This window comes from Mesorhizobium sp. P2_F8, assembly GCF_056403655.1.
This window is the reverse complement of record NZ_JBFUFB010000007.1, coordinates 320920-344674: the sequence shown is the minus strand read 5'-3', so window position 1 is coordinate 344674 and position 23755 is coordinate 320920. Positions and strand designations below refer to the sequence as shown.

Annotated in this window: 20 protein-coding genes and 2 pseudogenes; 4 read left to right on the top strand and 18 right to left on the bottom strand. The window is 62.5% G+C overall.

Translation table 11 applies throughout. The features are described from left to right. Positions 1–177: 177 nt before the first annotated feature. The 10 genes from doeB to ehuR form a co-directional block, all read right to left on the bottom strand. Complete coding sequence (doeB, locus tag AC1DZP_RS19565) at positions 178–1188, bottom strand: N(2)-acetyl-L-2,4-diaminobutanoate deacetylase DoeB (protein ID WP_477304673.1); 1011 nt, start codon at positions 1186–1188, stop codon at positions 178–180. Then, positions 1188–2366: an ectoine hydrolase DoeA gene (gene doeA / locus AC1DZP_RS19560; protein ID WP_477304671.1), complete on the bottom strand. Its 1179-nt coding sequence runs from the start codon at positions 2364–2366 to the stop codon at positions 1188–1190. Before doeA ends, doeB begins: the two co-directional genes overlap by 1 nt. A 37-nt stretch (positions 2367–2403) precedes the next feature. Further along, positions 2404–3396, bottom strand: coding sequence for a cyclodeaminase (locus AC1DZP_RS19555; protein WP_477304669.1), 993 nt, complete (start codon positions 3394–3396; stop codon positions 2404–2406). Next, positions 3393–4385 carry a hydroxyectoine utilization dehydratase EutB gene (gene eutB, locus AC1DZP_RS19550; RefSeq protein WP_477304667.1) on the bottom strand — a complete coding sequence of 331 codons (993 nt, stop codon included), beginning with the start codon at positions 4383–4385 and terminating at the stop codon, positions 3393–3395. Before eutB ends, AC1DZP_RS19555 begins: the two co-directional genes overlap by 4 nt. 5 nt (positions 4386–4390) lie before the next feature. Further along, complete coding sequence (gene eutA, locus AC1DZP_RS19545; RefSeq protein WP_477304665.1) at positions 4391–5170, bottom strand: ectoine utilization protein EutA; 780 nt, start codon at positions 5168–5170, stop codon at positions 4391–4393. Between the two features lie 3 nt (positions 5171–5173). After that, positions 5174–5836, bottom strand: coding sequence for an ectoine/hydroxyectoine ABC transporter permease subunit EhuD (ehuD, locus tag AC1DZP_RS19540; RefSeq protein WP_477304663.1), 663 nt, complete (start codon positions 5834–5836; stop codon positions 5174–5176). 16 nt (positions 5837–5852) lie between these two features. Continuing rightward, complete coding sequence (gene ehuC / locus AC1DZP_RS19535; RefSeq protein ID WP_477304661.1) at positions 5853–6512, bottom strand: ectoine/hydroxyectoine ABC transporter permease subunit EhuC; 660 nt, start codon at positions 6510–6512, stop codon at positions 5853–5855. 67 nt (positions 6513–6579) lie between these two features. Beyond that, positions 6580–7431 (bottom strand): ectoine/hydroxyectoine ABC transporter substrate-binding protein EhuB, encoded by an 852-nt coding sequence (ehuB, locus tag AC1DZP_RS19530; RefSeq protein WP_477304659.1) that lies wholly within the window; start codon positions 7429–7431, stop codon positions 6580–6582. A 94-nt stretch (positions 7432–7525) separates the two neighbouring features. Further along, the gene (gene ehuA, locus AC1DZP_RS19525) at positions 7526–8317 is read right to left on the bottom strand and encodes an ectoine/hydroxyectoine ABC transporter ATP-binding protein EhuA (protein ID WP_477304657.1); all 792 of its coding nucleotides are present in this window, start codon (positions 8315–8317) and stop codon (positions 7526–7528) included. 125 nt (positions 8318–8442) lie between these two features. Next, positions 8443–9828 (bottom strand): MocR-like ectoine utilization transcription factor EhuR, encoded by a 1386-nt coding sequence (gene ehuR / locus AC1DZP_RS19520; RefSeq protein ID WP_477304656.1) that lies wholly within the window; start codon positions 9826–9828, stop codon positions 8443–8445. Between the two features lie 83 nt (positions 9829–9911). Between ehuR and AC1DZP_RS19515 the strand changes: the two genes are divergently transcribed. From AC1DZP_RS19515 to AC1DZP_RS19500, 4 genes are all read left to right on the top strand, one after another. Continuing rightward, on the top strand, positions 9912–10403 hold the full coding sequence (locus AC1DZP_RS19515) for an Lrp/AsnC family transcriptional regulator (protein ID WP_477304654.1): 492 nt from the start codon (positions 9912–9914) through the stop codon (positions 10401–10403). 129 nt (positions 10404–10532) lie between these two features. Next, positions 10533–12026, top strand: a complete 1494-nt coding sequence (locus tag AC1DZP_RS19510; protein WP_477304652.1) for an NAD-dependent succinate-semialdehyde dehydrogenase — start codon at positions 10533–10535, stop codon at positions 12024–12026. Between the two features lie 33 nt (positions 12027–12059). Then, positions 12060–13439, top strand: a complete 1380-nt coding sequence (locus AC1DZP_RS19505; protein WP_477304650.1) for an aminotransferase — start codon at positions 12060–12062, stop codon at positions 13437–13439. A gap of 8 nt (positions 13440–13447) precedes the next feature. After that, a complete protein-coding gene (locus tag AC1DZP_RS19500; protein ID WP_477304648.1) occupies positions 13448–14548 on the top strand; it encodes an alcohol dehydrogenase family protein in 1101 nt (366 codons plus the stop codon). A gap of 167 nt (positions 14549–14715) precedes the next feature. Here the strand turns inward: AC1DZP_RS19500 and AC1DZP_RS19495 are convergent, their stop codons facing one another. The 8 genes and pseudogenes from AC1DZP_RS19495 to AC1DZP_RS19460 all read right to left on the bottom strand — a co-directional run. Further along, entirely contained in the window at positions 14716–15348 is a 633-nt protein-coding gene (locus AC1DZP_RS19495) for a tyrosine-type recombinase/integrase (protein ID WP_477304646.1), read from the bottom strand. A gap of 466 nt (positions 15349–15814) precedes the next feature. Then, complete coding sequence (locus tag AC1DZP_RS19490; protein WP_477304838.1) at positions 15815–16732, bottom strand: NADP-dependent oxidoreductase; 918 nt, start codon at positions 16730–16732, stop codon at positions 15815–15817. A 300-nt stretch (positions 16733–17032) separates the two neighbouring features. Continuing rightward, positions 17033–17506 (bottom strand): annotated as a pseudogene (locus tag AC1DZP_RS19485) (NAD(P)-dependent oxidoreductase); the annotation flags it as partial. 13 nt (positions 17507–17519) lie between these two features. After that, positions 17520–18725 carry an aminotransferase class V-fold PLP-dependent enzyme gene (locus AC1DZP_RS19480; protein ID WP_477304644.1) on the bottom strand — a complete coding sequence of 402 codons (1206 nt, stop codon included), beginning with the start codon at positions 18723–18725 and terminating at the stop codon, positions 17520–17522. A gap of 55 nt (positions 18726–18780) precedes the next feature. After that, positions 18781–19647, bottom strand: a complete 867-nt coding sequence (gene purU, locus AC1DZP_RS19475; RefSeq protein WP_477304642.1) for a formyltetrahydrofolate deformylase — start codon at positions 19645–19647, stop codon at positions 18781–18783. Next, a complete protein-coding gene (locus AC1DZP_RS19470) occupies positions 19644–20471 on the bottom strand; it encodes a methylenetetrahydrofolate reductase (RefSeq protein ID WP_477304640.1) in 828 nt (275 codons plus the stop codon). The genes purU and AC1DZP_RS19470 overlap by 4 nt, the downstream gene beginning before the upstream one ends. 209 nt (positions 20472–20680) lie before the next feature. Then, entirely contained in the window at positions 20681–21025 is a 345-nt protein-coding gene (locus tag AC1DZP_RS19465) for a glycine cleavage T C-terminal barrel domain-containing protein (protein WP_477304836.1), read from the bottom strand. Between the two features lie 192 nt (positions 21026–21217). After that, positions 21218–21732: pseudogene (locus tag AC1DZP_RS19460) on the bottom strand (aminomethyltransferase family protein); the annotation flags it as partial. Between the last annotated feature and the right edge of the window lie 2023 nt (positions 21733–23755).

Here is a 23755-nt window from a genome sequence, read left to right as displayed (position 1 = left end):
CTTGCTTCGCGCCAAACGCGTTCAAGCGCCGACAGTTGTCGAATGACTTCAATGGGGCCGAAAGCGGACCGGCAGCTTCGGGGCTCGAACGGTCGGAAACAGACCTCAGATCGGCGCGGGCTTCGACATGATCGACCCCGTTGCAGACGTTCGGCTTACGTGGCAAAGCCGCAAAAATCAAGATTTGGCCACCACCGCCACCACCGCGATGCAATCACCCGCTTTGACGAGTCCTGGAAAGTGACGCGCTGCAAGCAGGCCCGACATTTTTGCGCTGACCTCCAGAGGGACTTGTCCGGTGCGACCGGCCAGATGGATGCGCGCAATAACTTGGCCATTTTCCACCTTTTCGCCAAGATCGACCATGGTCTCGATCATGCCGTCGTCTTCGGCGAAGGAGAAACAGTCACCCGACGGCATGTTGAGCCATTGGGTTTTGCTCTTCTCGACCGCGCCGGCAACAATACCAGCATGACGCAGCACGTTGAGCACGCCGCGCCGCGCGATCCGCACGGTTTGCGCGCGCGAGGTGCCACCGCCGCCAAGCTCGGTGCTGACAAACACCTTGCCCATCTCCTCCGCCGCCGTGTCGTACATGCCGACGGCATCGATCTCGATCATGCGCATCGAGAAGGGGGCCGCGAATGCCGCGACGGCGTCGAAGGCTTTCTGTTCCAGCGCCTTGTCGGGCAAAGTGTGCGCTGCGCAGAACGGCACGAAGTCCAGCGTCTTGCCGCCGGAATGGAAGTCGAACACGATGTCGGCGCGGGGCAGCAATTCGCGCTGAAAATAGTCGGCGATCTTCTCGGTCACCGTGCCGTCCGGCCGACCGGGAAAGCTGCGGTTCATGTTGCCCTTGTCGATCGGCGAGGTGCGGGTGCCGGCGCGGAAGGCCGGATAGTTCATCGCCGGCACGATGATGACCGTGCCGCTGACATCTTTCGGATCGAGCGTGCGGGCGAGATCGTAGAGCGCCAGCGGCCCTTCATACTCGTCGCCATGGTTGCCGCCGGAAAGCAGCGCTGTCGGTCCCTTGCCGTTACGGATGACGCAGATTGGGATCATCACCGAGCCCCACGCGGAATCGTCACGGCTGTAGGGCAAGCGCAGGAAACCATGCTGGACGCCGTCGCGGTCGAAATCGACGGTCGGCGCGATCGGCGATGGACGCAGAGCAGACATCGGCATCAATCCTTCACCACCAGCTTGCGCGGCACATTGGCCAGGCATTCTACACCGGTCTCGGTGATTAGGATGGATTCGGTTATCTCCAGCCCCATCGTTTCCAGCCACAGGCCGGTCATGAAATGGAAGGTCATGCCGGGCTTGAGTTCAGTGCGGTCGCCGGGCCGCAGGCTCATCGTGCGCTCGCCCCAGTCCGGCGGGTAGGACAGGCCGATCGGGTAACCGGTGCGGTTGTCCTTGACGATACCGTATTTCTTCAGCACGCCGAAGAAGCCGTTGGCGATGTCCTCGCAGGTGTTGCCGGGCCTGGCCGCCGCCAGGCCCGCCTCCATCCCTTCCAGCGTCGCCTTCTCGGCATCGAGGAATTCCTGAGTCGGCTTGCCGAGGAAGACGGTGCGCGACAGCGGGCAGTGGTAGCGGTGATAGCAGCCGGCGATCTCGAAGAAGGTGCCCTCGCCGCGTTTCATCGGCCTGTCGTCCCAGGTCAGATGGGGCGCCGAGGCGTCGGCGCCCGACGGCAGCAGCGGCACGATCGCCGGATAGTCGCCGCCAATACCGTCAACGCCGCGCGTACCGGCATCGTAGATTTCGGCGACGAGATCGCATTTGCGCATGCCGACTTCGATCTTGTCGAAGATGCGCTGATGCATCGCCTCGACGATGCGGGCAGCCTTGCGCATATAGTCGATCTCGGTCGGGCTCTTGATCGCTCGCTGCCAGTTGACCAGCGCGGTCGAATCGAGGAAGCGGGCATTGGGCAAGTGCTTCTGCAATGATGCGAAGGCGGCGGCCGAAAACCAGTAATTGTCCATCTCGACGCCGATGGTGAGCTTGCCCCAGCCGCGATCGGCAAGCACGCTGGACAGATAGTCCATCGGGTGGCGCTCGGTCGATTGCACATAGTGATCGGCATAGCCAACGATGTTGTCATGCGCGAGATAGGCGGTGCGCTTGGCGCCGTTGGCGTCCTGGCCGCGGCCGTACCAGATCGGATCGCCCGACGGCGGCACAATGACCGCCTGATGCACATAGAACGACCAGCCGTCATAGCCTGTCAGCCAGGCCATGTTGGAGGGATCGCTGACGATCAAAAGGTCGACCCCCTTCACCGCCATGGCTTGCCGCGTCTTGGCGAGGCGATCCGCGTATTCGCGCCGCGTGAATTTCAGGTTCGGCATCATTCTTTTGCTTCCTCGTTTGTTGGGCCTGCGGCCAGCATCAGCTTTCGAAAATTGTTCCGGCATTGGCCGCCCGCGCCCGGTCGCAGGCGAGCGTGGCGATCGCGGTGTCCTGCACGCCGGTGCCGGTCAAATCGGCGATGGTGATGTCGCTGGCCGAGCGCCGGCCGTGTCTTGCGCCGGCGATGATCTGGCCGAGTTCGGTCACCTCCGCATCTGCGGCCATCACGCCCGCCGCAATGGCATGGTGCAGTTCGCCGAGGCGCCGCGTCTGGCGGGCGCTGTCGGCGACATAGAGATCGGCCATGCGCAGGATGGCTGGTGCGATCTCGTTCTTGTGCTCCGCATCCGATCCCATGGCGGTGATGTGCTGGCCGGCGGAGACAAATCCCGCCTTGATCAGCGGCTCGGTCGACGGCGTCGTGGTGACGACGATGTCGGCGCCGGCAACCGCGTTTGCCGCGTCTGATACGGCGCGCACAGCGATGCCGAGCTTTTCGCGCAACGCGCCAGCGGTCACCTCTGCCTTGGCGGCATCGCGCGCCCAGATGCGCGCCTCGGCGATCGGGCGAACCAGCATGAGCGCTTCGAGCTGCAATCCGGCCTGCATGCCGGCGCCGAAAATGGCGGCAACCGAGGATCCTGGCCGTGACAAATGTTTCGCCGCGACCGCGCCGGCCGCCGCCGTGCGGACATCGGTGAGATAGCCATTGTCGAGCAGCAGCGCTTCGACCAGACCTGTCTTTGCCGACAGCAGCACCATCATGCCGTTGCCGCTGGGCAGGCCGAGTTTCGGATTGTCGAAGAAGCCGGAGCTGATCTTGATGGCGAAGCCGTCAATGCCTGGCACATAGGCAGATTTCACGTCGACCTCGCCGCGATGCTCGGGAATGTCCAGCCGCAGGATCGGCGGCATCGCCACCGGTAGGGTGGCGAGCGCGCGAAAAGCGTTTTCGATGCAGGCCACGGCATCGAGATCGAGTGTCACGATGGTGCGCAGTTCTGCTTCGGTGAGGATTGTCATCTGGTTCATGCGGCACGCTCCTTCGTCGATGGCGCCTCGCCGCAGACGAGCTTGCGGTGGAGACCCATATCGACGTTGCGGCCGGAGAGAAGAACAACCACCGGCCCGTTCGCGTTGACCATGCCGGCGAGCAGCGCCGCGATGCCGACCGCGCCGGCGCCCTCGACGATCTCGCGTTCCCGTTCGTAGGCATGGAGGATGCCGACGGCGATCTCGTCTTCGCTGAGCAGGATGACATCGTCTAGCAGGTCGCGGCACATGGCGAAGGTCAGCTGGTTGTCGAGGCCGATGCCGCCGCCGAGCGAATCCGCCAGCGTCGGCAGTTCCTCCACCGGCACCGGGCGACCGGCGTCGAGGCTGGCCTTCATCGCAGCACCGCGCGCCATCGAGACGCCGATGATTTTGGTCCTGGGACTGACGCCCTTGACGGATGCGGCAACACCCGCCGCCAGCCCGCCGCCGGACAGTGGCACCAGCACCAGCGCAGCATCCGGGACCTGCTCGATCATCTCAAGCCCAAGCGTGCCTTGCCCGGCGATGATATCGGGATGGTCGAAGGGCGGCAGCATGACCAGCCCCTCCTGCGCCACCAGCCGATCGACCTCCTGCTGCGCATCGTCCTGGCTATTGCCGACGATGCTGATCTCGGCGCCAAGCCGGCGGATATCGTCGAGCTTGTTGCCCGGCACCAGCCGCGACATGCAGATCACCGCGCGCATGCCCTCGAGCTTCGCTGCATGGGCAAGTGCACGGCCGTGATTGCCGGTCGACGCAGCGACCACGCCGCGCGCCTTATCGGCTGCGCTCAACGAAGCAACAGCATTCGCGGCGCCACGCAATTTGAAGCTGCCGGTGGTCTGCCGGTGTTCGAGCTTGAGGTGGACGGGAACGCCGAAGCGTTCTGACAGGTTTTGCGAGACCACGGTCGATGTAAGCTCGACCTTGCCGGCAATACGCTCACGCGCGGCGCGAATATGCTCAGGGGTAACCTCGTTCATGATCATCAATCGCGCGGCAAAGGCAGCGTCATCAGACGGCCGAATTCGGGATGGGCTGTCTCGTCGCCGCAAAGGCGCAAGCAGTTCCAGGCGGTCGCCTGATTGCTGGTGACGACAGGACGGCCGATCGCCTCTTCCATGCCGGTGGCCGCGATCGCACCGCGCAGCGCCGTGCAGGACACGAACAGCGCCTCGGCACTCGCGTGCGTGGCCCCACGCGCGAGGTCGACCAGCGCTGCCGGTGCGATGCGCGCCATCTCGCGGTCGTCCTCGAAGCCGAGGCACGAGAAGCTGGCGATGTCGAAACCGCATGCCGCGAAGTAGGCCGCCATCGGCCGGCTGGTCTCAACGGTATAGGGCGTGAGAATGCTGATCCTGCTTGCGCCCAGCGCATGCAGGCCGCGCACGCCGGCCATCGGCGGCGTGACGACGGGAACGCCGGGCTTGGCGGCCTGGATCGCCGCCTCGATCTCGGCATCGCCGATCACCACCGAGGCCGAAGTGCAGGAATAGCAGATGGCGTCGAGCGGCTCGTCGGGCAGGATCAATGCCGCGCCCGCGGTCAGCGCCGGCTGCATCTTGCGCAGATTGTCCGGCGTCGTCGGGTTGGCATAGGGAATGCGCGCGACATAGACGCCGATCCGCTCACTCGCCACCATGCGGCGGAAATCCGGTTCGGTTGTATGATCAGTGGCGAGGATTATCAGGCCGACGCGCCGCTCCAGCGGGCGATCATCGAGCGCCGGCCGATTGGGTGCAACCTTGATCTCGGGCAAGGGTTTCACGAACTACCTCTCGATCTTGCCGTAGCGATGTTCCAGCCAGCGCAGCAGCATGACCGAGAAAAGGCTGATGACCAGGAAGAAGGCGCCAACCAGCGTCATCGGCTCGATGTAGCGATAATAGGTATTGGCGACGCTCTTGGCCTGGTTCATCAGCTCCAGCACGGTGATCGCCGAAAGCAGCGGCGTCTCCTTGAACATGGCGATGAAATAGTTTGCCAGAGCCGGGATCATCGGCGGGATCGCCTGTGGGATGATGATGTGGGTCCAGGTCTGCCTGGCGTTCAGATTGCAGGCCTTGGCGGCTTCCCACTGGCCGCGCGGCACATTGTCGATGCCGGCGCGATAGACTTCCGCCGTGTAGGTGCCGTAGTGCAGCCCGAGCCCGATGACGCCCGCCACCAGCGGCGGCAACAGGATGCCAAAATCGGGCAGCACGTAGAAAATGAAATAGAGCTGCACCAGAAGCGGCGTGCCACGGATGAATTCGGCAAGGAACCCGACCCCGCGCGCGACGGCCCGGTTCTTCGGCGAGCGCCGCGCCAGCGCGATCGCCAGGCCGACGATCCCCGCAAGCAGCGAGCCGAGCAAAGTCGCCAGGATGGTGATCTTCACCCCCTGGATCAGGGTCGGCATAATCTCCCAGACGAAATTCCAGTCCCAATCCATTACAAGGCCCAATCCATCAGACGCGCACTCCATCGAGGCCGCGCGCCATGCGGCGTTCCAGCGAGCGCACGCCCCACGAGATGATGAGCGCCAGCACGAAATAGATGATCAAGATGGTGGTGAACGGCATCAGCGTGTTGCCGGTCTGCGAGCGCACCACCTGCGCCTGAAAGGTCAGGTCGGCGAGCGAGATCAGCGAGACCACGGAGGTGGCCTTCAGCAATTCGATGGCGTTGTTGCCAAAGGTCGGCAGCATGACCAGCAGCGCCTGTGGCAGGATGACATGGCGCATGCCTTGCCAGCGGCCGAGATTGAGGGCGATGCAGGCCTCATACTGCTCGCGGCCGATCGACTGGATGGCGCCACGCACCACTTCGGCGGCATAGGCGCCGACATTCAAGCCCAGCGCCAGCACGCCGGCCTGCAGCGGCGTCAGCGATATGCCGGCGAGAGGCAGCACGAAATAGGCCCAGAACAGCTGCACGAAGATCGAGGTGCCGCGGAAGAATTCGATATAGGCGGTGGCCAGCGCGCGCAGCACGAAGAAGCGAGACACCCGCCCCATGCCGGCCAGAAAGGCCATGATCAGGGCGAGCACCGACCCCATCAGCGTCAGCTCGATGGTGACAAGCGCCCCCTGCAATATCAGGCCGAGATAGCCGGACCACTGAGTCATTTAGGTTCCAACGTTGGCGGTTCTTGGGTCCTTCTCCCCGTTCCCGGGGAGAAGGCAAAAAGAGCGCCTATTTCGCCGCGCAGAGCTTGTCGCGCGTCGTTGACATCGCCGCCGCGGCCGAAAAGCCGTAGGGCTCGATGATCTTGGCGAACTCGCCCGACTTCTTCAGCTTGGCGAGTTCGACATCATAGGCGTCGCGCAGCGCCTCGTCGCCCTTCTTGAAGGCGGCGCCGTCGCAATAGACCGGCGCGCCCTGCACCGGGGCGATGACTTCGAGGTTCGGATCGTTGGCCTTCTTGACCAGGTCGTTGATCGACAGAACGGGGAGCGAATAGGCATCGATGCGGCCGTCCTGCAGCATCTTCAGGCCGCTCTGACCGTCCGGCACGACGATGACGCGCTCGCGCGGCACACCGGCATTGAGCGCCAACTTCTCCTCGGTGCCGCCGCCCGGCGCGCCGATGGTGGCGCTGGCGTCCTTGGCGACATCCTCATAGCTCTTGAATTCCTTCGGATTGCCCTTCTTGACCAGCATTGCCTCGGCGTCGCACAGCACCGGCTCGGAATAGGCGACCGCTGCGCAGCGCTCCGGCTTCATGAACAGGCCGGCGGTGACGACGTCGAAGCGGCCGGCCTGCAGGCCGGGGATCATGGCGCCATATTCGGAGATCGAGGCGACGATGTCGCCGACGCCGAGGCGCTTGAATATCTCGCGCGCCACGTCGGGCGCCGCTCCCGAGACCTTGCCGTCGGCGGCGACCGCGGTATAGGGCGGCTCGTTGGCGATGGCGACGCGGGCGAAGCCTTGCGCCTTCAGTTGTTCGAGCTTGCTGTCGTCGGCCGAAGCCACGCTCGAGGCGGCCAGCACCGCCGTCAGTGCAAGGCCGGCGGCGCCGGCCAGAATGCCAAGTTTCTTCATTGTTCCCAACTCCTTGCTTTCGTTTTCTGGTTACGGGACGGCTTCGCCGCGGCTACTTGCGGGGCGGCTTCGCCCGCCCGGGCGGGCATGACGGTCAGACGCGATGTCCGGCCGCGATGATCTTCTTCAGGAAGCCTTGCGTGCGCTCCTGCTTGGGATTGCGGAAAATCTCGTCGGGCTTGCCTTCCTCGACGATCTTGCCTCGATCGAAGAACAGCACCCGGTCGGCGAAGTCATGGGCAAAACCCATTTCGTGGGTGACCAGCAGCATGGTCATGTCGGTCTCGGCGCAGAGCCGCCACAAGACGTTGAGCACCTCCTCGACCAGTTCCGGGTCGAGCGCCGACGTCACCTCGTCGAACAGCATGATTTTCGGCTGCAAGGCGAGCGCGCGGGCGATTGCCACGCGCTGCTTCTGGCCGCCGGACAGTTGCGCCGGCATCGCCTTGGCCTTGTCGGCCATGCCGACCATGTCGAGCAGTTCCATCGCTCGCTTCTCGGCGGCGGCACGCGGCATGCCCTTGGTCAGCATCGGCGCCAGGGTGACGTTGTCGATGACGCTCTTGTGCGGGAACAGGTTGAACAGCTGGAAGACCATGCCGATCTTCTGGCGCATCCTGGCCAGGTGTCGTTCGTCGGCGGGCAACAGCTGGCCATTGCGCTCCATGTGGTAAAGATGTTCGCCGTCGACTTGGATGTGACCGCCGTCGATGCGCTCCAGCGTCATCAGGATGCGCAGGATCGTCGTCTTGCCCGAGCCGGACGGGCCGATCAGGGCCAGTTTCTCGCGCGGCATGACCTGCATCGACAGGCCGTCCAGCACCTTGAAGCTGCCGAAGCTCTTCGAGATGCCATCGATCTTGATGATGGGCGCTGATGCGGACAAATGAATTTCCCCGTGCTGGAGAAGCTTGTGCCCTTAACGATGCGGAACGCGCCAAATCATGTCAATTGGGAAAATAATATCATGACAATATTTATGATTCCGCACAATTTGCGGGCAGTCTCGGCCTAGATCGCGAGCAGCAGATGCTCGGGATCGCCAAGCAGCAGCTTGGTGACAACGCCGAGGCCGGCGCGCAGTTCCCCCTCGGTTGTCGAACCCAGCGAGATGCGCACCGCCGGATGCCATGGTGCGTCCGAGATGCGGAAGGCGGTGCCCGGCGCGATCGCCACGCCTTGCAGCCGGGCCTGGGCGACAAAACTTTCCTCGGCGCGATCGGCGGGCAGTTGCAGCCAGAGATGCAGCCCATCGCGCCGAGCGCGATAGTCAACCCCGGCCAGCACTTCCGCCGTGATATCCTGCCGCCGCCGCAAGGCAGCGCGCTGCCAGCGGACAAGTTCCATCGCGGTGCCGTCGGTGACCCATTTGGTGGCGATCTCAGCCACCAGCGGCGTCGCCATCCAGTTGGAGACCAGATGCCGGTTGGAGACGGCGGCGACATAGCGGTCGGGCGCAGCGAGATAGCCGATGCGCAGGCCGGGCACGGTGATCTTGGTGAAGGACGTGACGTAAAGCGTGCGCTCCGGCGCAAAGGCAGCAACCGGCGGTGGCCGGTCCTCGACCAAGGGGCCGAGCACGTCGTTCTCGATGATGGCGATGTCGTGCTTGCGCGCTACCGCCGCGATCTGCTCGCGCCGTGCGGCATCCATCAGCGTGGCCGTCGGGTTGATCACCGAGGGCTGCACGAAGACGGCGCGGATGTCGGAGAGCCGGCAAGCCTCGTCCAGCGCTTCCGGAATCAGGCCGTTGCCGTCGATCGGCAAGCCTTCGAGATTGAAGCCGAGATAGCGGGCGAGCGGCACCAGCGTGTGGTGGCCGATCGCTTCGGTGGCAACCGTCGAGCCGGGCGGCGCCACGCTCATCAGCGCCACCGTCATGCCGGCGGTGGCGCCATTGGTCAGGCTGATGTTCTGCGCGGAGGTGTCGAACCCGCAAAGTCTCAGCCAGTCCACCGCCACCGCGCGATGGCGCGGGAACACCATATTGGGCCGGAACGACAGCGCCGAACTTGACGGCAGGTTTTCGGCGAGCCAACCCAAGGCCTGCTTCAACCGCTCCAGATGCATCGGTTCGCAGACCGGCTTCAGGATGGAGAGGTCGATGACCTCGCCAAGACGCTCCGGCAGGTATGGCGGCTCCGGCTCGCGGCGCTGCGTCTGGACAAAGCTGCCACGGCCGATCTCGCCCGAAATCAGGCCGCGCCGGATCAGTTCCTCATAGGCGCGGCTGACCGTCTGCACCGACAGTTTCAGGTCGTCGGCCAGCCTTCGATGCGTCGGCAGTTGCGCGCCGTTGGCCAGCCGCCCGTCATGGATGGCGCGCGCGAACTGGTCGGCCAGCGACTGATAGGCGGGCCGCCGGATAAGCGCGGGATCGGGTTGCCACAATGTCATGACTTATTAGAGATCGAAATCAGTGCAATTGACAATCGAAATAATGCGCCGTCATGGTGGCGTCGACGAGAAAGTGGACGCCGATGACATCAGAGAAACTCGACCCGATCGACCTGAAAATCCTCGACGCCATCCAGCGCGATGGGCGCATCACCAAGCTGGCGCTGGCCGAACAGGTCGGGCTGTCACCGACACCGTGCTGGATGCGGCTGCGCAAGCTGGAAAAGGCCGGCATCGTCTCGGGCTATCACGCCCGGGTCGCCATTCGCGTCGTGGCACCCGTCGCCACCGTGCTGATGGAGGTGACGCTGGCCAGCCACCGTCAGGCCGACTTCGACCGCTTCGAGCGCGTCATCCGCGACATTCCCGAGATCGTCGCCTGCTGGTCGGTCGGCGGTGGCGTCGACTATGTGCTGAAGGTTATGGCGCTCGACATCGACGCCTATCAGCGGCTGGTCGACGGCTTGCTCGAGCGGGAGATCGGCATCGATCGCTACTTCACCTACATCGTCACCAAGACGGTGAAGGAGGAAATCGTTCTCCCCATAGCCGACCTGCTGCCGGCATCGTCCTAGCCCGGAGAGATTGTCTGCCAAGGCGGCAGAATAGAGAGACTCTCTCTCCCTCAAGGCGCGCAACCAGCCTCTCTGTCTGCTTATGACGGATAGTCTTCCTGCATCAGTCCGCACCGGGAGGCCTCAACCATGTCCGCGCATTTCGCCCGCTCGCATCGCCATGAAGCGCTCGACCGCCTCGCCGACCGCCGGCTGCCGCGCGAACTCGCCTATGTCGATGGCCACTGGACAGCCAGCGAGGCGGCGGAGAGTTTCGAGGTCACCGATCCGGCCACCGGCACCACCGTCGCCTTCGTCGCTGCGCTTGATGCATGCCAGACGACAAAAGCGATCGATGCCGCCGCGCGCGCCTTTCCGGCCTGGCGATCGCTTCTGCCGCAGGAGCGGTCCAAAATCCTGCGAAGATGGTTCGAGCTGATCATGGCGGCCAAGGATGACCTGGCTCTGGTGATGACACTGGAACAAGGCAAGCCGCTGCAGGAGTCGCTTGGCGAGATCGGCTACGCCGCGTCCTTCGTCGAGTGGTACGCCGAGGAAGCCAAACGCCTCAATGCGGAGAGCGTCACCAGCCATCTGCCCGACGCGGAAATGATGGTGCGGCGCGAGCCGCTTGGCGTTGTCGGTGTGGTCACACCGTGGAATTTTCCATCGGCGATGCTGACCCGCAAGGCGGCAGCGGCCCTTGCAGCCGGCTGCACCATCGTCGGACATCCCTCCTCGGAAACACCGCTGTCGGCGCTGGCGCTGGCCGAACTCGGCGAGCGCGCCGGCCTACCCGCCGGCGTCTTCAACATCGTCACGGGCAAGGCCGCGACCATCGTCGGGCGGATGTGCGAAGACCCGCGCGTGCGTGCCATGAGCTTCACCGGCTCGACCGAGATCGGCAGGCTGATTGCCGCACAGAGTGCGCCGACGATGAAGCGGCTGTTGATGGAGCTGGGCGGCCATGCGCCGCTGATCGTGTTTGCTGACGCCGATCTCGACAGAGCGGTGAGCATTGCCGCCGATGCCAAATTCGCCACCTCGGGACAGGACTGCCTGGCTGCCAACCGCATCTATGTCCAGCGTCCGATCTACGATCGCTTCTGCGCAGCCTTCGCCAGACGCATGGAGGCGCTGCGGACCGGCAATGGCCTTGCTCCGGAAATCGACATCGGGCCGCTGATACATGAGCGCGCGGTCAAAAAGGTCGAGGAGCAGGTCGCCGATGCGCTGTCCCATGGCGCGCGCTGCACCACGGGTGGCGGGCGGCATCAAGCCGGGCCGCTGTTCTACCAGCCGACGCTGCTTGTGGACGTGCCCGATGCGGCGCTGATCATGCATGAGGAAACATTCGGTCCGGTCGCCGCCGTGACGCCGTTCGACGGAGAGGACGAAGTGATCGGCCGCGCCAACGCCACCGAATACGGCCTCGTCGCCTATGTCGTGAGCGAGAACGGCGCCCGCCAGCAGCGCATGGGCCGCGCGCTCGACTACGGCATGGTCGCCATCAACCGCGTCAAGATCACCGGCGCTCCGATCCCGTTCGGCGGCGTCAAGCAGTCCGGTATCGGCCGCGAAGGCTCGCGCCACGGGCTCGAAGCCTTCACCGATCTCAAGTATCTCTGCCTGGACGTCGCTTAGGTTCGTCCGGCCATCCCTCAAGGAGTCAAAAGAATGCTCGACCAGTCCAACGAACTCGCCGCCTGGGATCGCGACCACTTCTTCCATCCTTCGACCCATATGGGCACGCATGCGCGCGGTGAATCGCCCACCCGCATCATGGCCGGCGGGGAAGGCGTCACCGTCTGGGACAACAATGGCAGGAAGAGCATCGACGCCTTTGCAGGCCTGTATTGCGTCAATGTCGGCTATGGCCGCCAGAAGATATCAGACGCCATCGCCGCCCAGGCGAAGAACCTCGCCTACTATCACGCCTATGTCGGCCACGGCACCGAGGCCTCGATCCGGCTTGCCAAGATGATCATCGACCGCGCGCCGCAAGGCATGTCGAGGGTCTATTTCGGCCTCTCCGGTTCGGACGCCAACGAAACCAACATCAAGCTGATCTGGTACTACAACAATGTGCTGGGGCGGCCGGAGAAGAAGAAGATCATCTCGCGCTGGCGCGGCTATCATGGCTCCGGCGTGATGACGGGATCACTGACCGGGCTTGACCTGTTTCACAACGCTTTCGACTTGCCGCGCGCGCCGGTGCTGCACACCGAAGCGCCGTACTATTTCCGCCGCGCCGACCGCTCGATGAGCGAGGAGCAGTTCTCGCAGCATTGCGCCGACAAGCTCGAGGAGATGATCCTGGCTGAAGGCCCCGAGACGGTCGCCGCCTTCATCGGCGAGCCGATCCTCGGAACGGGCGGCATCGTGCCGCCGCCCGCCGGCTACTGGGAGAAGATCCAGGCCGTGCTGAAGAAGTATGACGTGCTGCTGGTCGCCGACGAGGTGGTGACCGGCTTCGGCCGGCTGGGCTCGATGTTCGGCTCCGACCATTACGGCATCAAGCCGGACCTGATCACCATCGCCAAGGGCCTGACCTCGGCCTATGCGCCGCTGTCGGGCGTCGTCGTCGCCGACAAGGTCTGGCAGGTGTTGGTGCAGGGTTCCGACAAACTTGGTTCCCTCGGCCATGGCTGGACCTATTCGGCGCATCCGATCTGCGTTGCCGCCGGCGTCGCCAATCTCGAACTGATCGACGAGATGGACCTAGTGACAAATGCCCGCGAGACCGGCGCTTATTTCCGTGCTGAGCTGGCCAAGGCCGTCGGCGGCCATAGAAATGTCGGTGACGTGCGTGGCGACGGCATGCTGGCAGCGGTCGAATTCGTCGCCGACAGGGACGACCGCGTGTTCTTCGACGCCTCGCAGAAGATCGGGCCACAAGTGGCGACAGCGCTTGCCGCAAGCGGCGTCATCGGCCGCGCCATGCCGCAAGGCGACATTCTCGGCTTCGCACCACCGCTGTGTCTAACACGTGAAGAGGCCGACATCGTCGTTTCCAAGACGGCGGATGCGGTGAAGAGCGTGTTTGCCAATCTCTGAACAGTCTGATGAACGCCATGACCAAAACCCTCCCCGCCACCATGGCCGCCGTGCTGCTGACCGGCCACGGCGGACCGGAAAAACTCGTCTACCGCAGCGATGTGAAAGTGCCCGCGCCTGCATCAGGTGAAGTGCTGGTCAAGGTCAGCGCGTGCGGCATGAACAACACCGACGTCTGGGTCCGCCAGGGCGCCTATGGCACGGAGGAAGACGCGGCCGCGGTGTCGACCTGGCGGCGGCAGGGTAACACGCTGAGCTTCCCGCGCATCCAGGGCACCGACACGGTCGGCACCATCGCTGCCGTCGGCGAAGGTGTCTCGCCGGATCGCGTCGGCGAGCGGGTGATGGTCGACTTTTCCATCTACAACCGCGACGACGATTCGCTGGCGGACATCGACTATATGGGCCATGGCCGCGACGGCGGCTACGCAGAATACCAGGCCGTGCCGGCCGAGAACGCGCATGTCGTCGACACCGAGTTGACCGACGTGGAGCTTGCCACCTTCTGCTGCGCCTATCTCACCGGCGAGCAGATGCTGGAGCGCGCCGGCCTGAAGGCTGGTGAACGCGTACTGGTCACCGGCGCCTCGGGTGGTGTCGGTTCCGGCATCGTGCAATTGGCACGGGCGCGCGGCGCCATTCCCTACGCCGTGGTCGGCAAAGGCAAGGAACAAGCGGTGTGCGACATCGGCGCCGAGGCTGTGATCACCCGTGGCATCGCCGATCTGCCGCGAGCCGTCGCCGAGGCAACCGGCGGCCAACCGATCGACGTGGTGGCCGACCTCGTTGGCGGCGCCATCTTCAACGACTTGCTTCGCATCCTGAGACCCGAAGGCCGCTATACCACGGCTGGTGCGATCGCCGGTCCGGTCGTGCAGCTCGACCTCAGGACTATGTATCTAAAGCAGTTGCAGTTGCATGGCTCGAGCCAGGGCACGCGAGCCGATTTCCGCCGCATCGTTGGGTACATCGAGGCGAAAAAAATCCGGCCGCTGGTCGGCGGCGTCTACAAGCTCTCGGATTTCCACGCTGCGCAGGCGGATTTCATCGCCAAGGATTTCGTCGGCAAGCTTGTAGTGGTGCCGGACGCGACTTGGGATGACAACTGAGATTTTCGAGCGTCCAAGCGGTGGGCACCGATGTCGCTTTGGGCCCAACCACACCTCGCCGCGCGGTCGTGGTGACGTCTGCTTTTAGGGAACTTGCAAACACCCTCAATGGCCGGCTCGAGGCGCTTAGCATCCACGGCTCCATTCTGAAATGGAGCCGCTTCTGGTTAGACTTCCGTGGCCTCGGCGATTTCGAGGGCATCTTCTACGTCCACCCCGAGATACCGGTCTGTGTTCTCGATTTTGGTGTGGCCCAGCAGAATCTGAATGGCGCGGAGGTTACCTGTCGCTTTGTAAATGATCGACGCTTTGGTACGCCGCAGCGAGTGTGTGCCGTATTCCTGAGGCCGAAGCCCGATCGCCACAACCCATTCGCCCACGAGCCGAGCATATTGCCTCGTGCTCATGTGACGCTCTGAGTCGATCCTGCTCGGGAAGGCGTAGTCGTCGACCGCACCGCCGCGCCGTTCCAGCCATGCGAGAAGACTGGAACGTGCGTCGCCCATCAACTCGAACTGCACCGGTCGACCTGTCTTCTGTTGCACAACCATCGCGCGGGTCCGAATTTCTGGCCCAACAACCAAGGTTCCGATCTTGATCTTGACGAGATCGCAGCCGCGCAACTTGCTGTCGATTGCTAGATCGAACAGCGCTCGATCGCGCAAACGCCGCTCCCTGTCGAGAAAGAATCGGATCGCCCATATTTGTCGAGGTTTAAGTGGTCGTTTCGTTCCGACCTTCTTGCCGGCGTTCCATGGGCGGAGATCGGGAGCGGTGGGTTCATAATGCGAATGTCCCATATCGTTTCTCCTTCGGCCATAATTGGCCACGGGAGGAACGCTCAGGTAGTCACCCCGGTTGGGGTGTGTGGGGGGCCGAAGAGTGGCTGGTCCGCCCTGGATTGAAAACCGCGGATAGCGGACACTGGCTTAGGAACCGCCTGCGCGGCAAGAAGCCATGGAGATCAGAAGAACAGGTTTAGCCTGACCGATTTTAGAGTTTCGGTCACGAGGCAGAAGCCACTAAATCCTCCTGGAGATTCAGCAGGTCAGGCGGGAGTGGAGGCGCTTCGCGTTGCTGTGATCTGTTGAGCGCTTCCCGCGACGCGTCTTGACGCAGAAGCGGGAAGTCTCCGTCTCACGCCTGATCCGTCCCGGACTTACACCTTGCCAGCGTTCTGTGCAGCCTCGAATACACGCGTGCGGACGTCGTACCCGCTACGTGCTCCGTACCGCAATGCCGAGGTCCATCCATCCGCTCAAGTTCTTACGGACGAACACGGATGACGGTCTTCCCCGTGTGTCGCTCGCTCGCGTTGAAGGTTGCAACGGCCTCGTCGAGGGCCGAAACTTTGCCGATGTTCGTCCGCAGTCGCCCGTCCCGCACCCGCTGGACGATCTCACTCAGTTGGGCGCGATCGGACTCGACAACGAAGTCAACCGCCAGGCCGTCTGCGGGCCGCGCCTCGGCCGGGCCGACGACGGTCACCAGCGTTCCTCCGGCCCGGATCCGAGCTGCGGACCGCTTCTGGATGTCCCCGCCGATGACATCGAACACCAGATCGACTCCACCGACGTCTTCCAGGGCGTCGTTCTCTAGGTCGATGAATTCATTTGCGCCGAAATCCAGCGCCTTCTGAAGGTCGGCGGCGCGCCCCGTGCCGATGACATAAGCGCCGGCCTCTCGTGCGAGTTGCGTCACCATCGAACCGACAGCGCCAGCTGCGCCATGTGCAAGGACGCTCTGCCCCGCCTGAAGACGGCCGTGCTGAAAGAGTCCCTGCCACGCGGTCAGACCCGAGATTGGCAGGCTCGCGCCCACTGTGAAATCGACGTCGCCTGGCAGCGGCGCGAGGTTGCGTGCTTCCATGGCAATATACTCCGCCAGTGTGCCGTTGCGATACCAATCGGCGAGACCGAACACCCGCTGTCCCACTGAAAGACCCGTGGTGCCGTACCCCAGGGCAATGACCACTCCGGCCAGTTCGTGTCCAGGGATCGATGGCGTACGCGCCTGGTCGTGGCGGTCGGTCCAGGTCGAAGGCCACTCCAACTCCGTCGGGACGAAGCCCGACGCATGAACCTGAACGACGACGTCGTTTATCGCTGCCTGTGGCTTGGGCCGCTCCACCAGTGTCATGCCGACCGTTCCCGCAGACTGGTTCGTCACAATGATCGCTTTCATGGGTGTCGTCTCCTCAGACATTTGTTGGTTCAGGGTAAATTGCAGGCGCGGAAGGGTCTTTTCGATCTCACGCAACCAGTTATCGACTCGACACTTTCCGCGACGACCTTGATGTCAATTTGCTCGTGTGCCGCAGCGACACGGATCGCCATTGGGGAGCGAACCTGCGTGGTTCAAGCACCGGCGGCGACCGAGGGTTAACTCGGCCGCTGCCGCATGATGTTAGCAAAGACCCTAAGGGTGCGCCGTCTTCAGCGCGCGCTCCCCGCTTTCGGGCGCGTTGAGCACGAAGGTGACGAGGATCCTTCCCATGCCTATGATGCCGACGGTCTTGCCGCTGACCTGGGTGCCGCAGAGGTGGGTTGGCCGCCAGCCGGTCCATTTGCCGGAACGCAGTTCGCGTTCGCCTTCTCCGGCACGGCGGGCGCACATCAAAAGCAGCGTCATGGCAAGGTCGGCAGTGGCGTCGGTCAAGACCGTGGGCGTGTTGGTGACGACCAATCCCGCTGCCTTGGCCGCGGCGACGTCGATGTGGTTGAAGCCGACGCCGAAATTGCCAAGCATTCTTGCTCTCACGCCACCCGCAAAGAGATCGGCGCCTAGCCGGTCGGTCACGGTCGGCAGCACCGCATCGGCTTGCTGCAAGGCCTCACGTAGCTCATGCTGCTCATAAGGCCGATCGGCTTCATTCAGCGTGACATCGAACTGGTCGGCGAGACGATGTTCGACCTCACGTGGCCATCGACGCGTAACGATTATCCTGGGTTTGCTCATGACAATGGTCCTCTCAAGCTGCGCGTTCGTGTGGCGGCTGCAGAGCCTGGCCGATTTCGGCGCGGTACCATTCCTGGGCGGCGGCGACACCGGAACCGGCTTCGATCCGGGCGCCGGCGTCGCGCAGCGACATTTCCGCCGAAGCAAGCGCGGCAAGGCACATGACCTCGTTGAGGTCGCCGAGATGGCCTATGCGGAACACCCGCCCGGCAACCTTGCTCAGCCCGGCGCCGAAGGAAGTGCGGTATCTGGAATAGCCATTAGCGATGACCTCCCTGGCGTCGACATCATTGGGAACGACGATCGCTGAAACCGTATCCGACCACCATTTTTCCTCCCTGGCGCAGAGTGCCAGTCCCCACGCATGGACACCGCGACGTACGCCTTCGGCGAGCCGGTGATGGCGGGCAAATACCTGCTCGAGCCCCTCGGCGAAGATGAGATCTAGCGAAGCCCTTAATCCAAGCAGCAACTGCGTCGGCGGCGTGTAGGGAAAGAAGCCGGTCCTGGACGGCGCCTGCATGTCTTCGAAGCTGAAATAGCAGCGCTCCATGCGCGACTGCTTGTGCGCTTCCAGGGCCTTGGCGCTCACCGCCAGGATGCCGAGACCGGCAGGCAGCATCAACCCTTTTTGCGAGCCGGTGATGGCGAGGTCTACACCCCATTCGTCCATCCGGAAATCGATCGAGCCGATCGAGCTGACGCCGTCGACGAAAAGCAGTGCACCGTGAGCGGTTTCGTCGAGCGCGGCACGGACGCCGGCGATATCGGACGTCACGCCGGTCGCGGTTTCGTTGTGGGTGGCGAACACCGCCTTGATCTCGTGACCCTTGTCGTCGCCCAAGCGTTGCCGGTAGGCGTCGAGCGGAACGCCTTCACCCCATTCGACATCGATGCAATCGACCTTCAGCCCCAGCCGCTCGGCCATGTCGACCCAAAGATGCGAGAACTGGCCGAAACGCGACATCAGCACCCGGTCGCCACGGTTGAGCGTGTTGGAGATTGCGGCTTCCCAGGCCCCGGTTCCCGAGCCTGGATAGATGAAGACGCTGCCGGTCTCGGTCTTGAAGATCCGCTTCAGGTCGCAAAACAAAGGCAGGACCAGTTCCGGAAAATCAGGCGCGCGCATATCCTGCATCGCTACGTTCATGGCCCGCCGGACAGCGTCGGGAATGTTGGTTGGACCAGGGATAAAGAGATGCGCCGTTCCATTCTTCATGATCTGATTCTCCTGTTGATATGAGCGCCGCCACACGTCGGACGGTGTTGCCGCCTTACGCGAAGACAACCGTTTTTCGTCCGTTGATCATCACGCGGGCTTCGAGGTGCCGTTTGACGGCACGCGCCAGAACGCGACTTTCGATATCGCGGCCCGCCGCGATAAAGTCCTCGACGCTCATGGAATGGGTTACCCGCTCGGTTTCCTGCTCGATGATCGGTCCTTCGTCGAGTTGGGCGGTCACATAGTGAGCCGTAGCACCGATCAGCTTGACCCCGTGCTCGTAAGCCTGGTGATACGGCCGCGCACCTTTGAAGCTTGGCAGGAACGAATGGTGGATATTGATGGCCCGCCCCACCACCCGTCCCGCAAGGTCGTCGGAGAACACCTGCATGTAGCGCGCCAGGACGACGAGGTCTGCGCCGACATCTTCAACAACCGCCAGTATCCGGGCTTCCTGGCCCTGCTTGTCTTCTTTCGAGATCGGAAGAACGTGGTACGGAATACCGGCCCACGCCGCGGTTTCCCGGCTGTCGTCGTGGTTGGAAATGATCGCTGCGACGTCGGCTTCGAGCCAGCCAACGCGGATCTGGTAGATCAGGTGCAGCAAGGCATGATCAAATTTCGAGACCATGATGACGATTTTCGGTCGGCGGGTGCGGTCAGACAGCTGGCTGCACATATCAAAGCGACCTACAACCGGGCCAAGTCCGTTCTCGATCGCATCCGCAGACGTCCAAGCGGGCGCCGAAAAGGCGATGCGCATGAAGAAGCGGTTAGAGGTTCGATCCCAATGCTGGCTGCTCTCGACGATGTTGGTGCCAAGACTGGCAAGTGCGTTGGTCACCGCTGCCACGATACCAGCCTGGTCCTCGCAGGACAGCGTTAGAATGAAGGACAGTCGGAGCGGTGCGCAATTCATCGTTCGTTGACCAGCGGCCAGCACGCCTCGCGATAATCGCACAACCAGGCAAGCGTCTTTTCCCATCCACCGAATGGGAAGAAATGGAGGTGTAGCGGCGCGGTCGGCGCCGGGTAGCTTGCCGCCATGGTTTCCAAGATCTCGGCTGGGTTCCGGTCGGCCACGATGTTGAAGAGGCCGCTTGCGGAACGCCTAAGCGCCGCGATCGAAGGACCAACACCGCACATCATGGCGAACCGGATGAGTTTGGTAAGGCTGGTCACGCCGGCCAGACCGACATGAACCGGCAGCGCGGGATGCGCCGCATGCAGACTGCTTGCCCAGGCGGCGATCATTTCGCCATCGAAGGCGAACTGCGATACGATCCTGGCTTCCAGCGACCGCTCGGAACAGATGTCGAGCTTGCGCCGCAATGCGTCCGTCAGCACGGCTTCGACGATGCTTGGATGCCCTTCCGGATAGCCAGCGACGAAGGCGGTTCGTATCGTACTGTCTTTGACCACGGGATGGGCGAGCAACTGGGTTGCCTCTCCCAACGGCCCCGGAAAGAGAGCAGGATTGCCGCCAAGAAAGAGCGCTTGGCTTATCCCGTTTCGACTGTGGGCGGTGACAAGATCGACATAGTCCTGCTCCGAATTGAAGTTCCGCGCGCCCAGATGTGGCACCGGCACAAAGCCCAACTCCTTGATCCGGCAAGCTGCTTCTATTTGCAAAGCCTCGGGCTTGCCGGGAAGGTGAGTAAGAAAGACGCGCGAGCCAAGCGGAAAGCAGTCGGCTTGTGGCGCAAACGTGCGTGCCTGCGCCGGCGCCAGTTCGATCGACACCTCCGCGTCGAACGCAAATGCAGCCGAACCGCATGTCTGGATAAGCTCTTGGCGCATATCGTTCATGATCTTTCCAGGTCTCTCCCGACCAGCTTGGCGATTTCGCGGCGCGTGGCGGCCGCGGGAATGGGAGCCAGGCAGACCAGCTGCCCGGCTTGTCGTCATGGGAGGATGCGACGACTGGACTCTCAGTTCTGAAACAGCGTTCGCTAACGGTTGGCGGCGCGTTTTAGCGACAGGAACGGCAGCGCCACGACACGCGCGCTTACATCGACTGCCACGCCATCCCTGTTCCACTTCAGCGTGAGCTCGGTGCCAATCTCGGCGGCCTCACGCCGCAGATGGCCGAAGCCGATCATCCTGCCGGTCGAAGGTGACCAGGCGACGCTGCTGGCGTGCCCAACTTCCTTCCCGTCGTGGAAAGCTTTCAGTGGGTACCATTGCACGCGCCGCAGATTTCCGGGCGCATCGCTCTCGATCCCCTTGCCGTCGACGGCTCGCGACCAGTCGATCTCGAGCCCGGCGAGCTGGCGATGGTCACCTGTGTTCGACATGCGCTGCAGCGCCGCCTTGCCGATGAAATCGGCCTTGCGGAAATCGATCAGCCGGCCAAGGCCGAGATCGAACGGCGACGCGCGATACTTCCCCGCTGCCTGGATGCCGGCGCCGCCATGGTCTGGCCCGGCACTTGTGTAGTCGTAGCCGACGATCAGCAGCCCGGCTTCGAGACGCGCGATGTCGAGCGCCCAGGCGCCGACGGGAAGGATGCCAAAAGGCTCGCCCGCCGCCTCAACCGCGTCCCACACGGCGGCGCCGTCGTCCGCCTTGACCCACAATTCATAGCCATGCTCGCCGGTAAAACCTTGGCGCAGTATCTCAACCTGTTTGCCGGCAATTGTGACAATAGCCAAGCGAGAGAACGGCAATTCCTGCACAGATTGCGTGACAGCCTCCAGCACTTCGCGGGAACGCGGCCCCTGAAGGTGAGGATGCCGTAGCTATCGGATATGTCGGTCACATGGACGTCGAGGCCCTCGGCATGCTGCTTCCACCAGGATGGGCCGGGATCGGCGGAGACGCGGAATGTGGTTTCATCCATGCGGAAAACCAGACCGTCGCCGACGACATGGCCGTTGTCGTCGCACCACGGTGCATAGTAGATCTGGCCGACCTGCAGCTTCTTGATGTCGCGTGGGATGAGCGCATCCATCATCCTTTCGGCATCCGGACCGGCAATGACATATTTCGACAGTGGCGACATGTCGCCCATGGCAACTCTGGTGCGGATCGTCGCCAGCTCCTCGACCATGTCGGAATAGGAATCGACGACCATGTTCCTGTCCCAGCGCATCCACAATGCGTTCTGGTTCAACGGCGCCGTACGCTCGACAAAGGGCGTACCGCGAAAGGCGACCCGGGCATCGGCCACCGCACTCAAGCCGGTCGTGAATTTGATATCGTCCATTCCAAGTCTCCTCCCGGCCGCAAGCTCGATAGCCGCGGCACTTCAAAAATCAGCGAGGGTCGGCACATACGGCGCTAACAGAGCGGTCCGTCAAAAAGCGGACGTCCCTAGGAATTGGAGTTCGCTCAGCCAGATGTCTCCTGCCTCATCTTTATGTCGGTGAGACTTTCATTTCATTGAGCTTTCCGGAATGCCCCCGGTTGCCAACGACATACCCGCAGTTCAACCCGTTCTGGTCAGGAGACAAAAGCTAACGAAGCAGCATCACGATCTGGATCGCGAGGAAATCGATTCCTCGTGGATCGGCCGAGCCAACCAAATAGCGAGCGCCTTCGCGTGTTTTGAGCTGTCGGCCGACGTATCAACCAGCCTAATTGGACGTCGTGGCCGCCGATTGCCGCATGCATCGCTGGGAGGTCTTTCGAAGCCGGAATTCTTGAGCTACGGGTGACAGGCGCCATCGATGAGAAGGAGAAATTGACGAACGGGCCCAAACTATTTCACCCAAAAGGCAGAGACTTACCCCAAAACGCCCAATTCAAACTCAAAGAATTAAGCATAAGCCATTGATTTATAATAAGTTGGTGGGCCCGGAGGACATACTCAGATCACTGATTTTACCGGGTTTTTCGTGGGCTAAAATCAGATGTCTTCCCGTATCGTTCTTCGCGCAACGAGTTGAGCTAGGTAGCACCGAGAAGCAGGCGAACGGCGGACCTACCGCTACGCGATGGGTGATTGTATCATAATATGTAGCACATTCTCCGTGTCTAGGTGAGGCGTCACGCCGCCGCCCCGAGCAATGGACGTCGTGTAGGGAACTGCACATTAACGACTGGTGCACCGGCAAGTACCCCATTGCTCTGAGCGGGACCATGGAGGTAAAGCGACGAGCGCGCCCACACTAGGAACCTCGTCGGATAGCGGCAGAAGGGATCGCACCGCGTTTCGATCAGACTTGTTCTTTGCGATCGTGCTGCCACTTTCCCGCGCGAGCGCCGGCTCCCCTGCTGATGCTTTTGGCTGTTAACTGTACCTCTTTTTGGATGTTGACGCTTACTCTTCGTTAGCGTTAAGAATGCGCTAATATAAGCGTCGCCTAACACAAGACCTGACCGGGCAATCAGGAAATGGCGACGCCGTAAGGGCTAAAGGGGAACGCAGCGCGAGCAGAATAGTCGTCGCAGCTACCATTGTTTGGCCAAGATCTGTCTGTGGACCGCCATGTTGATAACTGGCCGTTCGAGGACTTATGCGCTGACAATAGACGTCCGTTAGAAACAGTATATCGACCGTTCAACACGTTTAAATGGAGATTAGATAGCCGTCGGATGCGGCACACAAATAGATGATGGGGCATCTGTTTTGTGCTGATGTAGAGTAAAAGGGGGGTGGGGTTTAATGGCTTCTTGTCAGAGCACAGATGCCAACGCAACTGCGACATCGTTTACAAATACTCCGCTAACCGGAGACGGACCCTGCGGTCTTGCCGAAAATACGACCATCTTCATTTCCACGCCGCTGGCCGCTGTTTCTCTCGATCCGTTGAGCAATGATTCAGCCGGGATCGTACTTTGTCCTATCGATGATTGGTTCCCAGCCTCGGCCGACACAAAGAGACCCGGGGACGCCGATTGTAAGGTTTCAGCCGACATCAGGTATTGGGCGGGCTCGCCAGCGTGGGCCTTTGGTGTCGGTACAAATGTCATTGCTTTGAACGCGAACTCATTGGCCCTGGCGCTCTCGCCCGGGATTAACCCGTTTGTTGGCGAAGGCGAACTTGCTTGCACAGCTTCACAATTTTTGAGCGACCTCGCCA

What these genes read in the sequence shown, in the direction of transcription:
- ehuB (WP_477304659.1), bottom strand. Translation starts at nt 7,431, where the DNA reads ATGAAGAAACTTGGCATTCTGGCCGGCGCCGCCGGCCTTGCACTGACG.
- eutB (WP_477304667.1), bottom strand. Translation starts at nt 4,385, where the DNA reads ATGAACGAGGTTACCCCTGAGCATATTCGCGCCGCGCGTGAGCGTATT.
- AC1DZP_RS19515 (WP_477304654.1), top strand. Translation starts at nt 9,912, where the DNA reads ATGACATCAGAGAAACTCGACCCGATCGACCTGAAAATCCTCGACGCC.
- doeB (WP_477304673.1), bottom strand. Translation starts at nt 1,188, where the DNA reads ATGCCGATGTCTGCTCTGCGTCCATCGCCGATCGCGCCGACCGTCGAT.
- ehuR (WP_477304656.1), bottom strand. Translation starts at nt 9,828, where the DNA reads ATGACATTGTGGCAACCCGATCCCGCGCTTATCCGGCGGCCCGCCTAT.
- ehuC (WP_477304661.1), bottom strand. Translation starts at nt 6,512, where the DNA reads ATGACTCAGTGGTCCGGCTATCTCGGCCTGATATTGCAGGGGGCGCTT.
- AC1DZP_RS19555 (WP_477304669.1), bottom strand. Translation starts at nt 3,396, where the DNA reads ATGAACCAGATGACAATCCTCACCGAAGCAGAACTGCGCACCATCGTG.
- ehuD (WP_477304663.1), bottom strand. Translation starts at nt 5,836, where the DNA reads ATGGATTGGGACTGGAATTTCGTCTGGGAGATTATGCCGACCCTGATC.
- AC1DZP_RS19495 (WP_477304646.1), bottom strand. Translation starts at nt 15,348, where the DNA reads ATGGGACATTCGCATTATGAACCCACCGCTCCCGATCTCCGCCCATGG.
- AC1DZP_RS19505 (WP_477304650.1), top strand. Translation starts at nt 12,060, where the DNA reads ATGCTCGACCAGTCCAACGAACTCGCCGCCTGGGATCGCGACCACTTC.
- purU (WP_477304642.1), bottom strand. Translation starts at nt 19,647, where the DNA reads ATGAATTGCGCACCGCTCCGACTGTCCTTCATTCTAACGCTGTCCTGC.
- doeA (WP_477304671.1), bottom strand. Translation starts at nt 2,366, where the DNA reads ATGATGCCGAACCTGAAATTCACGCGGCGCGAATACGCGGATCGCCTC.
- AC1DZP_RS19510 (WP_477304652.1), top strand. Translation starts at nt 10,533, where the DNA reads ATGTCCGCGCATTTCGCCCGCTCGCATCGCCATGAAGCGCTCGACCGC.
- AC1DZP_RS19500 (WP_477304648.1), top strand. Translation starts at nt 13,448, where the DNA reads ATGAACGCCATGACCAAAACCCTCCCCGCCACCATGGCCGCCGTGCTG.
- AC1DZP_RS19490 (WP_477304838.1), bottom strand. Translation starts at nt 16,732, where the DNA reads ATGAAAGCGATCATTGTGACGAACCAGTCTGCGGGAACGGTCGGCATG.
- AC1DZP_RS19480 (WP_477304644.1), bottom strand. Translation starts at nt 18,725, where the DNA reads ATGAAGAATGGAACGGCGCATCTCTTTATCCCTGGTCCAACCAACATT.
- AC1DZP_RS19465 (WP_477304836.1), bottom strand. Translation starts at nt 21,025, where the DNA reads ATGTCGAACACAGGTGACCATCGCCAGCTCGCCGGGCTCGAGATCGAC.